Here is a 14,456-nt window from a genome sequence, read left to right on the forward strand (position 1 = left end):
CACCCCCCGGGAGCAGACATGGACAGTTCCGCCGTCCGCGACACCGTCGTCGACATCGCCGCCGACGTGCTCGGTGTCGACCCGACCACCCTGCACGCCACGCCCACCCTGACCGACCTGCCCACCTTCAACTCGTTCCGGATCGTGGAGATCGTCGAACGCGTCGAGGAACGGCTCGACGTCGAGGTGGACCCGGCCGATCTCACGCCGGACAACCTGACCCGGCTGGACACCCTGACCGCCCTGTTCGAGCGGACCGCCCAGGGAGCGCCGGCATGACCGTCACCGACCTCCGGTCCACCCGTTGGGGGCCGACCGAGCTGGACCGCGCCGTGGCCGAGGTGGAGGCCGTCGCCGCCCGGCACGCCGCCGAGTGCGACCGGGACGCGCGCTTCCCCGGGGAGGCGCTGGCCGCGCTGCGCGAAACCGGGCTGCTGGGCCTGATGGTCCCCACCGGGTACGGCGGGCCGGGCGGTGACCTGGCCGACCTGGTCCGGGTCAGCAACCGGCTCTCCCGTACCTGCATGTCGGTCGGGATGATCTTCACGATGCACTGCCAGCAGGTGGCGGCGATCGTCGGCGACGGCGGGGCGCTGCGGGACCGGCTGCTGCCCCGGATCGCCCGGGGGGAGCTGTACCTGGCGTCGGTGACCACCGAGGCGGCCACCGGTGGGCACCTGCTCTCCTCGGGCACCGCGTCCACCGGCGACGGGACGGTGCTGCACGTGGACCGGTTCGCCCCGGTGGTCACCGGCGGCCAGCACGCCGACGGGTACCTGATCACCATGCAGGCCCCGGACGCCGCCTCGCCCACCCAACTCTCCCTGGTCTACGCCGGACGGGACCAGTTGGAGATCACCGTCCGGGGCGGGTGGAACCCGCTGGGCATGCGGGCCACCCACAGCGCGCCGCTGCACCTCGCCGGGGACGTGCCGATGGACCAGGTCGTCGGCGCGCACGGCGCGTTCCGGGAGATCGCCGTCCGCACCTTCGCGCCCCTGGCCCACCTGGGCTGGGCGGCCTGCTGGCTGGGCACGGCCGACGGCGCGTTGAGCCGTACCGTGACGCTGCTGCGGACCGAGCGGCGGCGGCGCGACCTCGACTCGGAGCTGCTGCTGCGCCGGCTGTCCCGGGTCCGGCAGCGGCTGGACACCGTGCACGCCCTGATCAGCCACACCGTCGACGTGCTGGGACGCAGCGCCGACCCGACCGCCGTACCGGTCCAGTTGCTGGTCAACGCGGTGAAGCTGACCGCCTCGGAGCAGTGCCCGGCGGCGGTGGACGAGCTGGTCGAGCTGCTCGGCATGCGGCACGGCTACCTGCGCGACTCGGAGCTGGCGCTGGAACGGGCGCTGCGCGACCTGCGGTCCGCGCCGCTGAACTACAGCAACGACCGGTTGCACGCCGCCGACGGCGCGCTGGTGCTGATGGACCGGGAGGTGCGCCATGTCTGACACCCTGCACGGCTGGTTCGCCGACAGCGTCCGCCGGCACCCGGACCAGCCGGCGCTGCGGGTCGCCGGCGCCACCCTCAGCTACCGGGAGCTCTCGGCGGCGGCCGACCGGCTGGCCCGCGACCTCGGCCCGGTGCCGCCCGGCGCGCGGATCGGGCTGCTGGCCGCCCGCAGCCCGCTGGCGTACGCCGGTTACCTGGCGATCCTGCGGGCCGGGGCGACGGTGGTGCCGCTGAACCCGATCTTCCCGCCGGAGCGCAACGCGACGATCGCCACCCGGGCCGGACTCTGGTCCGCGCTGGTCGACACCGGTCTGCGGGCTGCGCTGGCCGAGGTGCCGATCCCGCTGGTCCACGCCGGGTCGGACGGGACGGTGGTCGGCCGGAGCGGCCCGTCGTCCGCGCCGGACCCTCCGACCGGTACGGGCGAGCCGCCCGCGTACATCCTGTTCACGTCCGGCTCGACCGGGGTGCCGAAGGGGCTGCCGATCCGGCACGACAACGTCATGCCGTACCTGGCGTACAACGTGGACCGGTACGGCTTCGCGCCGGGCACGCGGGCCAGCCAGACCTTCGACCTGACCTTCGACCCGTCGGTGTTCGACATGTTCGTCACCTGGGGCGGTGGCGGCCTGCTCGTGGTGCCGCAACGGGACGACCTGGCCGACCCGGCCGGCTTCGCCGACCGGCACGAGCTGACCCACTGGTTCTCCGTGCCGTCGGTGGTGTCGCTGGCCAAGCGGATGCGGCGGCTGCCGGCCGGCCGGCTGCCCGGCCTGCGCTGGGGGCTGTTCGCCGGGGAGCAGTTGACGCTGGACCAGGCGGCGGCCTGGCAGCGGGCCGCGCCGAACGCGACGATCGAGAACCTGTACGGGCCGACCGAGCTGACCGTCACCTGCACCGTGCACCGGCTGCCGGCCGACCCGACCGAGTGGCCGGCCACCCGGAACGCGACCGTCCCCATCGGCCGGTGCCTGCCGCACCTGGAGTACGTCGTCCTCGACGAGCACGGTCGTTCCGCCGACGAGGGCGAGCTGTGCGTACGCGGGCCGCAGCGGTTCGCCGGCTACCTCGACCCGGCCAACAACCCCGGCCGGTTCCTCGACTGGTCACCGGGCGCCCTGGCGACCGTCCACACCGGTGTGGACGCGCCACCGCCGGACCTGTGGTACCGCACCGGCGACCGGGTTGTCGACGACGACGGCGTGTTGACCCACCTGGGCCGGCTGGACGCGCAGGTGCAGGTGCGCGGCTACCGCGTCGAGCTGGGCGAGGTGGAGGCCGCGCTGCGGGCCCACCCGGCCGTCACCGACGCCGCCGTGCTCTTCGACGGCGCCGACCTGCGGGCCCTGTACGTCGGCGGCAGCCTGTCCCCTGAGGAGCTCTCCGGATGGGTGGCCGGGCGGCTGCCGGGGTACATGGTGCCGGCCCGGTTCACCCGCATGGAGCTGTTCCCCCTGAACGACAACGGCAAGCTCGACCGGAGGAAGCTGGAGGCCCTGGCGTGTTGAGAGACCCCCATGACGCGCTCTGGTACAACTCGATCACCGCCGAGGCGGTCGCCGACGGCCGGATCGCCCGGACCGCCGTCACCCAGGGCAAGGGCTGCTGGGTCCAGGACGCCGCCGGCACGTGGTACCTGGACGCGCGGGCCGGGATGTGGAACACCACTCTCGGCTACCAGGCGGAACGGGTGGTCGAGGCGATGGCCGCCCAGCTGCGCCGGCTTCCCGTCGCCCAGGTGATCCGGTACGAGGAGCCGCCCGAGATCGGCCTGGAGTACGCCCGCAGGCTCGTCGCCACCCTGCCCGACCCGTTGAACCACGTCCGGTTCGGCAGCACCGGCTCGCAGATGACCAGCGCGGCCGTGCTGCTGTCCCGGTTCGTGCGCAAGGTGCGCGGTGAGACCGGCCGGACGAAGGTGCTCGCGTTCACCAACGGCTACCACGGCACCGGCGGCATCGCCAGCGCGCTGACCGGCGAACGGCAGGCGCACGCCCTCCAGGCCCCGCTCGCCCCGGACGTGCACCACGTCAAGCCGTGGAACGTCGACGCGCTGGAGACGATGGTGGCCCGGCACGGGCCGGAGAAGATCACCGCGATCATCGTCGAGCCGATCATGGGCACCGACGTGCTGGCCGCCCCCGACGGCGCGCTGCGCCGACTGCGCGACCTGTGCGACCGGCACGACATCCACCTGATCGCCGACGAGGTGACCACCGGATTCGGGCGCACCGGCGCGATGTCGGTGATGGCCGCCCAGGGCGTCCTGCCGGACCTGCTGATCCTCGGCAAGGGCATCACCGCCGGCTACTTCCCGCTGGCCGCGCTGGTCGCCACCGACGCGATCTTCGACGAGGCGATCTCCCGACCGGAGTACGTCTTCCCGCACGGCTGCACCGCCGACGGTCACCCGGTCGGGATGGCCGCCGGGCTGGCCGTCCTCGACGAGCTGACCGACGGGTCGGTCTTCGCGAACGTCCGGGAGCTCGGCGAGCGTATCCGGGGGCGGCTGCGGGACCACGCCGCCACCGTTCCGCTGATCCACGACGTACGCGGCACGGGGTTGATGATCGGCGTCGAGCTGCGCGACGGCGACGAACGGCTGGGCGCGCAGACCATGACGGCGGTCCGGCGGGCCTGCCAGGACGCCGGTCTGCTGCTCACCACCACCAACAACACGGTGGTGCTGATGCCGCCGCTGGTGCTGACCGGGGCCGAGGCCGACGAGCTGGTCGACCGGCTGGTCCAGGGGTTGACCGGGGGCCCGTCCCGGCCGACCGGGGCGAGCGGATCGGATCCGGCGTGACCGGGCGCGGGACGGTCGCCGTCGTCGACGGGTTCGCCTCGGCGAACCGGCTCACCGAGGCGTTCCGGGCGGCCGGGTACGACAGCGTACGGGTGCAGAGCACCCGGGAGATCCCCGAGCACTACCGGGCCGATCTCGACCTGGACCGGTACGTGGCGAACGTTCTGCACCGCGGGGACCTGGCCGCGACCCTGGCCGCGTTGGCCCGGTACCGGCCGGTGGCCGTGATCCCCGGCGCCGAGCAGGGCGTCGAGCTGGCCGACGCGCTGGGCGAGGCGGCCGGGCTCCCCGGCAACGGCACCGCCCTCAGCTACGCCCGGCGGACCAAGGACGCCCAGGTGGCGGCGGTGGCGGCGGCCGGGCTGCCGACCGCCCGGCAACTGCCCGTGAAGGACGCCGACGAGCTGGCGGCCTGGCACCGGGAGGTCGGCGGCCGGGTGGTGGTGAAACCGATCCGCAGCGCCCGTAACGACGGGGTGTCGTTCTGCGACACCCCGGAGCAGTCGGTCGCCGCGTACGAGCGGCTCCGCTCGGCGGTCAACAACTTCGGCCACCGCAACGAGGGCGTCGTGGCGCAGGAGTACCTGACCGGCGTCGAGTACGTGGTCAACACGGTGAGCTGGCGCGGCGGGCACCGGGTGACCGACATGTGGCGGTACACGAAGATCAACGTCAACGGGCTGCGGGACCGGATCAACGGCATCCGCTCGCTGCCCCCGGCCGACGACCGCTGGGCCGGGCTGCGCCGGTACGCGGTCGCCGTGCTGGACGCGCTGGACGTCCGGTACGGCCCGGCCCACCTGGAGATCGTGCTCACCCCGGCCGGTCCCCGGCTGGTCGAGGTGGGCGCCCGGCTGTGCGGAGAGGACGTGGCCCGGTACGCCGCGCTGGCCACCGGCGAGTCCCAGGTGGACCGGACGGTCCAGGCGTACACCGACGGCGACGCCTTTCTGGCCGAGCTGGACGCCCCCTACCGGCGCGACGACCACGCCGCCATGGCGTTCCTCGCCTCGCCGGTCGAGGGCCGGCTCCGGGCGTACCCGCTGCTCGACCAGATCACCCGGCTGGACAGCTACCGGGGGCACTCGGTCAAGGTGGCCCCCGGCCAGTGGCTGCGCCGCACCGTCGACGACAGCTCCGAGCCGCTCTCCGTCGGGCTGGCGCACCCGGACGCGGCGACCGTGGAGAAGGACCTGCTGACCATCTGCCACCTCGACGGACACGGCTTCTACGAACTGGAGGACGCACGTGGCTGACCGGCGCGTGATCGCACTCGTCGACCCGTACGGCGCGGTGAACAAGCTGGGCGTCGCGTTGCGGGAGGCGGGCCTGGACTGCGTACGGGTGCAGTCCACCCCCGAGCCGCCCCCGTCGTACGGCCCCGCCGACCTGACCGGGTACACCGACAACCTGGTCCACGACGGCGACTTCGACCGGATGGTGGCCCGGCTGGCGGCGCTGCGACCGGTCGCCGTGGTGGTCGGCAGCGAGCTGGGCGTGGAGTTCACCGACCGGCTCAACGAGACGCTCGGCCTGCCCGGCAACGGCACCGCGTTGAGCGAGGCCCGCCGGGACAAGTTCGTCCAGATCGAGGCGTTGCGGGCGGCCGGGCTGCCCACCACCCGTCAACTGCGGGTCACCGACCCGGACGAGTTGGCGGCCTGGCACCGGGAGATCGGCGGCCGGATCGTGGTCAAGCCGGTCCGCAGCGCCCGCAACGACGGGGTGTCGTTCTGCGACACCCCGGAGCAGTCGGTCGCCGCGTACCACCGCGTGCTGTCCCGGCACAGCGTCTTCGACGTGCCCAACGAGGGCGTCGTCGCGCAGGAGTACCTGCGGGGCGTCGAGTACGTGGTGAACACCGTCAGTTGCCAGGGGCGCCACCGGATCACCGACATGTGGCAGTACCAGAAGATCACCGTCAACGGCATGCGGGACCGGATCAACGGCATGACCTCCGTCCCGCCGGACGCCCCGGAGTACGCGACCCTCGCCGGGTACTCGTACGCGGCGCTCGACGCGCTGGGCATCCGGATCGGCCCGGTGCACCTGGAGGTGATGCTGACCCGGGACGGCCCACGGCTGGTCGAGGCCGGCGCCCGACTCTGCGGGGCCGACGTCGCCCGGTACGCGGTGCTGCTGACCGGCGAGTCCCAGATCGACCGGACCGCCCAGGCGTACGCCGACCCGGAGCGGTTCGTGGCCGAGCACCGCAAGCCGTACGCGCTGGACAACCACGGCGCGATGGCGTTCCTCGCCTCCCCGTTCGAGGGCGTGCTGCGCGGCTACCCGTACCTGCGTCTGATCGAGGAGCTGGAGAGCTGCCAGGGCGTGACGCAGCGGTTCCGTCCCGGCGAGCGGCTGGTGCGGACGATCGACGACGAGGGCGAGCCGGTGACGGTCGGGCTGATCCATCCGGACCTCTCCGTCGTACGGCACGATTTCGCGACGGTGTGCTACCTGGACGGTCCCGGTTTCTACGACGTCGAACCTGGGCAGTGAGCCGCTACGCGCCGCGCCCGCCCGGTCACCGGGGCGGGGGCCGGGCGAGGGGTCGGCGTGACCCAGGGAGCATGAGGGAGCACCGTGGCACAGGGTTGGCGTAGGGATTTCCGGTTCGTCTGGGCGGGGGAGACCGCCTCGCTCGTCGGCACCCAGGTGTTCCAGTTGGCCATGCCGCTGACCGCGGTGCTGACCCTGGACGCCACGCCGGGGCAGCTCGGCCTGATCGGGGCGGCCACCTTCGCCCCGTACCTCTTCTTCGGGCTGGCCGCCGGGGTGCTGGTGGACCGGTGGCAGCGACGCGGCGTGCTGATCATGTCCAGCATCGGGCAGGCGGTGGCGATCGGCGGCATCCCGGTCCTGGCCGCCCTCGACCGGCTGACCTTCACCTGGCTGTTCACCCTGGCGCTGCTCGCCGGGGTGGGCCGGGTGTTCTTCAACATCGCCTACCGGTCCTACCTGCCGGCGATCGTGCCGCCGGAGCGGCTCACCGGGGCCAACTCCCGGCTGACCGCCAGCGAGTCGGTGGCGGAGATCGGCGGCCCGGGGCTGGGCGGTCTGCTCGTGCAGATCGCCGGGGCGCCGTTCGCGTTGATCGTCGACGCGGTCTCCTACGTGGCGTCGGCGTTCGGTTTCTCGGCGGTACGCCAGCGGGAGAAGCCGGTCAGGGCCGACCCGACCCCGCTGCGCGCCCAGGTAGCCGAGGGGTTCCGGTTCACCTTCGCCAACCCGTACCTGCGGGCCTTCCTCGGTGAGGCGGCCAGCTACAACCTCTGCTGGCAGGTGGTGCAGACCATCCTGGTGCTGTTCGCCGTCCGGGAGCTGGGCATGAGCCCGGGCACCCTCGGCCTGGTCATGTCGATCGGCGCGATCGGCGCGCTGCTGGGCGCGGCGGTCACCGGGCGGGTCGCGCACCGGGTCGGCCTCGGTCGTACCCTGCTGGCCGCCGCGGTGATCGGCGACGTCGCCCCGCTGCTGCTGCCGGTCACCGAGCGCGGGACCTGGGCCGCCCCGATCTTCGCCGTCGCGTTCTTCATCCAGGGCTTCGGGATCACCGCCTGCAACGTGCACACCATGACGGTCCGGCAGACCATCACCCCGGACTCGCTGCTCGGCCGCACCAACGCCGCGTACCTGTTCGTGGCGCAGGGCGTCAAGCCGGTCGGCGCGCTGCTCGGCGGCTGGCTCGGCAACGTCGCCGGGCCCCGGACCACGCTGGTCATCGGGACCATCGGGCTGCTGAGCACCAGCCTGTTCCTGATCCTCTCGCCACTGCGGAAGGTCCGGACGCTGAGCAGCATCATCCCCGCCGACCGCAGACCGGAGCCGGAGCCGCTCCCCACCCGCTGACCGGGCCGCCGGCCCGCCGTCATCTCGCGCGCGGGCCGACCCGGCGGCGTCCCGGGCCGGGCCGCCGCCCGCCGTCACCCGGCGCGGACCCGGAGCGCCCGGCCGGCCGCCGCCAACGCCGCCCGGCATTCGTCGACCCGGTCACCGACCGCGATCGCGTACGCGATCCGGCCGTCCATCAGCATCCGGGGCGGCGGCGACTTCACCTCGCCCGGCCCGGCCAGCGGCCCGTACGCCACGATCTGCGGCGGCAGGCCGGCGGGATCGAAGGTGATCTCCTCGACGACGGTGTCGTCCCGGGCGGGGTGGTAGAAGCGGATCGCCGCCGGCCGCCGCCGGCTGGCCGCCTGCGCCGGCGGACGGCGCCCGCACGCCACCGCCGCCGCGGCCAGGCCCAGGTCCGCGCCCCCGCCCAGCAGGTTCAGGTACGGGATCAGCCCGCCCCCGATCCGGGCGTTGACCTCGATGATCTTCGGCCCCTGCCGGGTCAGCCGGATCTCGGTGTGCGTCACGCCGTCGGTGAAGCCCAGCGCGGCGTGGGTGTCCCCGACCGCCTTGCGCAGGGTCGGGTCGTGCCAGAGCGGGTCGGCGGGATCGACCACGTGCCCCATCTCCTCGAAGTACGGGGGGTAGCCGAGTTCCTTGCGGGCCAGGCACACCGGGGTCACCTCACCCTGGAACACCACCGAGTCGACGCTGATCTCCGGCCCCTCGGCGTACTCCTCGACCAGGATGTTGCGGTCGTGCCGGGGCAGCTCCGGGGCCATCCGCCAGCTCTCCTCGGTGAAGTTCACGAACCGCCGTACCTCGGCCTCGTCGGTCGCCCGGACCACCCCGAAGCTGCCCGCCATCGCCCGGGGCTTGAGCACCACCGGGAAACCGATCGCGCGCGCCGCGGCCAGCGCCGTCGCGCCGTCGGACGCCAGCCGGGAGGCCGGCTGCGGGACCTGGTACGTGTCCAGGGCGGCGCGGGTGAGGTGTTTGTCCCGGCATCGCTCGATCACGGTCGGGTCGGCGGGGAGGCCGAGCGCCACCGCCACCCGCGCCGCCTGGACGATCCACGTCTCGTCCCAGCAGATCACCCCGTCGACCGGGGCGCGGTCGGCCAGCCCGGTGGCGGCCCGGACGAGGTCCCCGGTGTCGGCGAGGTCGGGCACGACGGTCCACCCGTCCAGGTACGGCAGCTCCCAGGTCGGTGGTTCGGTCAGGACCAGGTGGACCCGGTACGCGGGAGCGATCGAGCGGAGCAGGTACTCCCGGTAGGCGCGCAGACCGGGAGTCAGGACGAGCAGGTGCGGCTTGATCATGCCCTGCAAGCTACCCAAAGGTGGGCGTCTATGCCCGGTGAGCAGGTGGACGGTCCTCAAATACCTTGACATGCATCGATGTGAGCGTGAACATCGGAGGGTCGGCGAGGGCGGGACGACGACCCCGTGGACGCCCCGGACGTCGGCCGCCGCCCAGCCCAGTGGAGGACAGATGTCATTGCCACCAACCGCGTCCGCCGGCCGCCCCACCCGCCGTGGCCGGCGGCTGCTGGCGGTCCTGGCCGTCGGGATCGCGGCGCTCGTCGGGACGCCGACCCCGCCGGCCGTCGCCGCGCCCGCGGTGAGCTACGCCAACCCGCTGGTCGACCAGCGGGCCGATCCGCACATCGTCCGGCACACCGACGGCTACTACTACCTGACCGCGACCGTGCCGCAGTACGACCGGATCGTGCTGCGCCGGGCCACCACCCTGGCCGGGCTGGCCACCGCCCCGGAGACGACGATCTGGCGGCGGCACGCCAGCGGCGAGATGGGCGCGCACATCTGGGCGCCCGAGATCCACTTCATCGGCAACCGGTGGTACGTCTACTTCGCCGCCGGCCGCGCCGACGACGTGTGGCGGATCCGGATGTACGTGCTGGAGAGCGCCGCCGCCAACCCGCTCACCGGCTCGTGGACCGAACGCGGCCGGATCAGCACCCCGTGGGACACGTTCAGCCTGGACGCCTCGACCTTCGTGGTGAACGGCGTGCGCTACCTGACCTGGGCGCAGCAGGAGCCCGGCATCTCCACCAACTCCAACGTCTACCTGGCCCGGATGGGCGCGAACCCGTGGCAGATCACCGGCCCGGTGGCCCGCCTCGTGGTGCCCACGTACGACTGGGAGACCCGCGGTTACCGGGTGGCCGAGGGGCCGGCGGTGATCCAGCGCAACGGCCGGGTCTTCCTGACCTACTCGGCCAGCGCCACCGACGCGAACTACTGCCTCGGCCTGCTGACCGCCTCCGCCTCGGCGAACCTGCTCGACCCCGCCGCCTGGACGAAGAGCCCCACCCCGGTCTTCGCCAGCTCCGCCGCCACCGGCCAGTACGGCCCCGGCCACAACTCGTTCACCGTCTCCGAGGACGGGCAGAGCGACATCCTGGTCTACCACGACCGCAACTACCGGGACATCAACGGCGACCCGCTGAACGACCCGAACCGCCGGACCCGGATCCAGAAGCTGTACTGGAACGCCGACGGCACCCCCAACTTCGGCATCCCGGTGCCGGACGGGGCCACGCCCGTACGGCTGCGCTCGCACGACCTGACCACCAGCTACGTCCGGCACTACGACTACCGGGCCCGGGTCGAGCCGAACGTGACGAACCTGGCCGACTCGCAGTTCCGCATCGTCCCCGGGCTCGCCGGCGCCGGCACGGTCTCCCTGGAGTCGACCAACTTCCCCGGCTACCACCTGCGCCACCGGGGCTTCGCCCTGTACGTCGAGCGGGACGACGGCTCGACGGTCTTCGACGCCGACGCCAGCTTCCAGCGACGGGCCGGCCTGGCCGACAGCGCCGGACTCTCCCTGGAGTCGCAGAACTACCCCGGCCGGTACGTCCGCCACCGCGACGGCCTGCTCCACCTGGAGGCGCCGGCCGCGACCGCAGCCGACCGCGCCTCCGCCACCTTCCACCTGGAGTAGCGCGAGGACAGGGCGCCTTCCTGACGCCTCGTGCACAGGAAGGCGCCCTTCCTGACGTCCAGGCGGCGGCTCAGCGCAGCCAGTCGAGCAGCTTCCCGCCCTGCTGCCAGATGGTGAGGACGGAGAAGACGCCGAACAGCAGCACCGCCCACACCAGGGCCGCCACCCGGTAGCCCCGGGGGCGGATCTGCTCCGGCAGCACCCGGCGGTTCACCACCAGCAGCAGGATGGCGTAGATGAACATCATCAGCCCGCCGACGCAGGCCGAGATGACCAGCAGCAGCAACGGCTGGTCCAGGCCGGCGAGCAGGATCGCGCAGCCCAGCCCGACCAGACCCCAGACCAGGAAGAAGTAGATCCGGCTCTCCGAGGCCCGTCGCAGGTACGAGGTGGCGAGCACGTCGGCGGCGAGCCGGCTGGTGTAGTCCACGATGCCCATCGCGGCGGCGAACAGCGAGAGCGCCCCGATCAGCCAGAACAGGTTGCCGAACCAGCCGCCGACCAGCTCCTTGAGCCGTTCCCCCTGCACACCCAGGAAGTCCACGCTGTTGGCCAGCCCCGGCTCCCCGTACACGGTGGAGTAGGCCAGCATCGACATCAGCGTGATGGTGACGAAGGAGATCAGCACGAAGGTGATCAGTTGCTCCCGGTTGGCCAGCCGCCACCACCGGCGCCACCGGCGCAGGTTCTCCTCGGTCGGCTCGAACACGAAACCGGCCCCGTCCGGGGCGGCCTCCTGGCGACCGGTGATCGGGCTGACCAGGCGGGGGACGTACGCGCCCATGCCGAAGCCCTTGTCCCTGATCCAGTTGCTCTGCACCAGGTTCTGCCCGCCGCCCGCCCCGGCGAAGACCAGCGCGGAGAGCATCAGCGCGAAGCCCAGCTCGACGGGGAAGTCCGGCGCGGTGACCGTACGCGGCAGTTCGCCCCAGGTGTCGGCGGAGATCGCGAAGAAGACCGCCACCAGCACGAAGAGCACCACCAGGCCGACCTTCAGGAACTCCACCCGTTCCAGCGCGGTGTAGACCACCGGGGCCAGGGTGAGGGTCAGCCCGATCACCAGCAGCATGCCGACGGCGATCCAGGTGACGTCGCCGCCACCGACCAGGTACGTGATCATGGTCGCCGAGCTGGACGCCCAGCCGGGCCAGAGGTTGGCGAAGTACGTCATGACCGCGAAGACCAGACCCCAGTGCCGCCAGAAGCGGGAGAAGCCGGTCAACGCGGTCTCGCCGGTCGCCAGCGTGTACCGCTCGATCTCCATGTTCAGGAACCACTGGGTGACCAGCCCGACGGCGGCTGCCCAGAGAAAGACCAGCCCGACCTGCGAGGCGATGTACGGGTACAGGATGAACTCGCCCGACGCGAGGCCGACCCCGGCGGCGATCACCCCCGGCCCGATGATCCGCCAGGTCGACGTGGGCGGCGGTGGCAGGTCCCGGACGGTGACCTTGGGTAGGTGTCGGGTGGGGAATCGATCGGCGGCAGTCTGCGTCATCGGAGCCTCCAGGGGTGGTGCGGCCCGGGTACCCAGGCCGTCGACGCGTCGAAACCCGCCGCGCCCGGAACGTCCCTCGACAGCCGGGCAGCCAGCCGACCGGGATGGACCCGCGGTGCTCCACCCGCCGCCGGGCTCCGGCGTCCGGCGTTGTGCCGGCCCGGTCCGGCTGAAACCATGGATCCGTTGCGATCGATGGGCCGGTGACCTCTCCCGGCCCACCCGCCGAGGGCACCCGGCCGACGTCCGGGCGGCGTCCGCAGCTCCCCGCCGGGCCGGTCCACTGCCGTCGATCAGCCACCCGTGGAGGAGAGCCGCCCGCATGCATCCCCGTCGTCAGCATCTCCGTCGCCCGCCGGCCCCGTTCCACCAGCCGGACCAACGCTGCGTCCCGCACCGCCGACCACCCCGCCGGCCCGGTCGCCGGCTGCTCGCGTCGGCCACCGCCGCCGTCCTCGCCGCCGGGATGATGACCTCCACCGCGTACGCCGACGACCGGCCGTCGGCGGCGACGTCGGTCCGGGTGACGAACCCCTACCGGGGCGCCCAGCAGTACGTGAACGACGACTGGTCGCGGCAGGTCCGCGCGCAGGCCGCCCAGACGCCGGGCGACCTGGGCCGGCGGATGGCCACGGTCGCCGGCTACCCCACCGCGGTCTGGCTGGACGGCGTCGACGCCGTCACCGGCGGTCGGGGGCTCGTCGGCCACCTGGACCGGGCGCTGGCCCAGCAGGCCACCGCCGCCCGTCCGGTGGTGGCGCAACTGGTGCTCTACAACCTGCCCGGCCGGGACTGCGCCGAGGACGGCGCGAGCGGTGAGCTGCCGGGCACCCCCGAGGGCCTGGCCCGGTACCGGACCGGGTTCGTCGACCCGATCGTCGAGATCCTCCGCCGCCGCGCGTACGCCGACCTGCGGATCGCGGTCGTGGTCGAGCCGGGCGCGCTGCCCACCCTGTTCACCGAGACCCGACCGGGGTACGACGACCCCGACTGCGTCGCGGCCCGCGACTCCGGCGTCTACGTCGACGGCGTCCGGTACGCGCTCAGCCGGTTGAAGACGGTGCGCAACGCCTACCCGTACCTCGACCTCGCCCACGCCGGTCAGCTCGGCTGGGCCGAGAACGCCGGCCCGGTGCTGGACCTCTACCGGCAGGTGGTCGCCGCGCCGGCCGGGCCGGGCGTGGAGAGCGTGACCGGTTTCGTCACCAACACCGCCAACCACGTGCCGCTCGTCGAGCCGTTCCTGCCCGACCCGAACCTGACGGTGGGCGGCATGCCGATCTTCATCAGCCGCTTCTACGACTGGAACCTCGTCCTCGATGAGTCGGACCACGTCGCGTCGTTGCGTCAGGGGCTCGTGCAGCGGGGCTTCCCGGCGTCGATCGGCATGCTCGTCGACACCGGCCGCAACGGGTGGGGCGGGCCGGGCCGGCCGACCCGGGCCAGCACCTCGACCATCGTCGACAGGTTCGTGGACGAGAGCCGGATCGACCGCCGGCTGGCCCGCTACAACTGGTGCAACCAGACCGGTACGGGCCTCGGTGAGCGCCCGGTGGCCGACCCCGCCCCGGGCGTGCACGCGTACGTGTGGGTGAAGCCGCCGGGTGAGTCCGACGGCGTCACCTACCGGACCGCGCCACCGGACCCGGACCGCCCCTACCTGCGGCACCGGGGCCAGTGCGACCCGGCCGGGGACTGGGTCGGTGGGTCGAACCGGCCGACGAACGCGCTGACCGGCGCCCCGCACCACGGCCACTGGTTCCCGCAGCTCTTCGCCCAGCTCGTCGACAACGCCCACCCCCCGGTCCCGCTCCCCCCGCCCACGCTCCCCCCGGTCCCTTTTCCTTGATGTGGCGGCTACCGCCCGCCGCGACACCGCCATATCAAGG

11 protein-coding genes are annotated in these 14,456 nt (G+C 73.1%); 9 read left to right on the forward strand and 2 right to left on the reverse strand.

Features of this window, described 5'->3' with window-relative positions; genetic code table 11:
- Nucleotides 1–18: 18 nt before the first annotated feature.
- From O7606_RS21345 to O7606_RS21375, 7 genes are all read left to right on the forward strand, one after another.
- Nucleotides 19–279: an acyl carrier protein gene (locus O7606_RS21345; RefSeq protein WP_281595803.1), complete on the forward strand. Its 261-nt coding sequence runs from the start codon at nt 19–21 to the stop codon at nt 277–279.
- On the forward strand, nt 276–1,454 hold the full coding sequence (locus tag O7606_RS21350; protein WP_281595804.1) for an acyl-CoA dehydrogenase family protein: 1,179 nt from the start codon (nt 276–278) through the stop codon (nt 1,452–1,454). Before O7606_RS21345 ends, O7606_RS21350 begins: the two co-directional genes overlap by 4 nt.
- On the forward strand, nt 1,447–2,964 hold the full coding sequence (locus tag O7606_RS21355) for an amino acid adenylation domain-containing protein (protein WP_281595805.1): 1,518 nt from the start codon (nt 1,447–1,449) through the stop codon (nt 2,962–2,964). Before O7606_RS21350 ends, O7606_RS21355 begins: the two co-directional genes overlap by 8 nt.
- Nucleotides 2,961–4,262, forward strand: a complete 1,302-nt coding sequence (locus tag O7606_RS21360; protein WP_281595806.1) for an aminotransferase class III-fold pyridoxal phosphate-dependent enzyme — start codon at nt 2,961–2,963, stop codon at nt 4,260–4,262. Before O7606_RS21355 ends, O7606_RS21360 begins: the two co-directional genes overlap by 4 nt.
- A complete protein-coding gene (locus tag O7606_RS21365; protein ID WP_281595807.1) occupies nt 4,259–5,518 on the forward strand; it encodes a biotin carboxylase in 1,260 nt (419 codons plus the stop codon). Before O7606_RS21360 ends, O7606_RS21365 begins: the two co-directional genes overlap by 4 nt.
- On the forward strand, nt 5,511–6,764 hold the full coding sequence (locus O7606_RS21370; protein ID WP_281595808.1) for an ATP-grasp domain-containing protein: 1,254 nt from the start codon (nt 5,511–5,513) through the stop codon (nt 6,762–6,764). Before O7606_RS21365 ends, O7606_RS21370 begins: the two co-directional genes overlap by 8 nt.
- A gap of 84 nt (nt 6,765–6,848) precedes the next feature.
- Nucleotides 6,849–8,114, forward strand: a complete 1,266-nt coding sequence (locus O7606_RS21375; protein WP_281595810.1) for an MFS transporter — start codon at nt 6,849–6,851, stop codon at nt 8,112–8,114.
- 74 nt (nt 8,115–8,188) lie between these two features.
- Here O7606_RS21375 and O7606_RS21380 read toward each other — a convergent pair whose 3' ends face one another.
- Complete coding sequence (locus O7606_RS21380) at nt 8,189–9,421, reverse strand: ATP-grasp domain-containing protein (protein WP_281595811.1); 1,233 nt, start codon at nt 9,419–9,421, stop codon at nt 8,189–8,191.
- 172 nt (nt 9,422–9,593) lie between these two features.
- On the opposite strand from O7606_RS21380, the gene O7606_RS21385 reads away from it, so the two are divergent.
- A complete protein-coding gene (locus O7606_RS21385) occupies nt 9,594–11,069 on the forward strand; it encodes a family 43 glycosylhydrolase (protein WP_281595812.1) in 1,476 nt (491 codons plus the stop codon).
- Between the two features lie 70 nt (nt 11,070–11,139).
- On the opposite strand, the gene O7606_RS21390 is transcribed toward O7606_RS21385, so the two are convergent.
- On the reverse strand, nt 11,140–12,567 hold the full coding sequence (locus tag O7606_RS21390) for an Nramp family divalent metal transporter (protein WP_281595813.1): 1,428 nt from the start codon (nt 12,565–12,567) through the stop codon (nt 11,140–11,142).
- Nucleotides 12,568–12,889: 322 nt separating this feature from the next.
- Between O7606_RS21390 and O7606_RS21395 the strand changes: the two genes are divergently transcribed.
- Complete coding sequence (locus tag O7606_RS21395; RefSeq protein WP_281595814.1) at nt 12,890–14,416, forward strand: glycoside hydrolase family 6 protein; 1,527 nt, start codon at nt 12,890–12,892, stop codon at nt 14,414–14,416.
- Nucleotides 14,417–14,456 lie beyond the last annotated feature (40 nt).

The sequence above is a fragment of the Micromonospora sp. WMMD882 genome, from assembly GCF_027497255.1.
Classification (GTDB): Bacteria; Actinomycetota; Actinomycetes; order Mycobacteriales; family Micromonosporaceae; genus Micromonospora.

Bases quoted from the DNA above. Each gene is read 5' to 3' on its own strand.
- O7606_RS21350 (WP_281595804.1), top strand. From the start codon at position 276: ATGACCGTCACCGACCTCCGGTCCACCCGTTGGGGGCCGACCGAGCTG.
- O7606_RS21395 (WP_281595814.1), top strand. From the start codon at position 12,890: ATGCATCCCCGTCGTCAGCATCTCCGTCGCCCGCCGGCCCCGTTCCAC.
- O7606_RS21385 (WP_281595812.1), top strand. From the start codon at position 9,594: ATGTCATTGCCACCAACCGCGTCCGCCGGCCGCCCCACCCGCCGTGGC.
- O7606_RS21345 (WP_281595803.1), top strand. From the start codon at position 19: ATGGACAGTTCCGCCGTCCGCGACACCGTCGTCGACATCGCCGCCGAC.
- O7606_RS21390 (WP_281595813.1), bottom strand. From the start codon at position 12,567: ATGACGCAGACTGCCGCCGATCGATTCCCCACCCGACACCTACCCAAG.
- O7606_RS21380 (WP_281595811.1), bottom strand. From the start codon at position 9,421: ATGATCAAGCCGCACCTGCTCGTCCTGACTCCCGGTCTGCGCGCCTAC.
- O7606_RS21355 (WP_281595805.1), top strand. From the start codon at position 1,447: ATGTCTGACACCCTGCACGGCTGGTTCGCCGACAGCGTCCGCCGGCAC.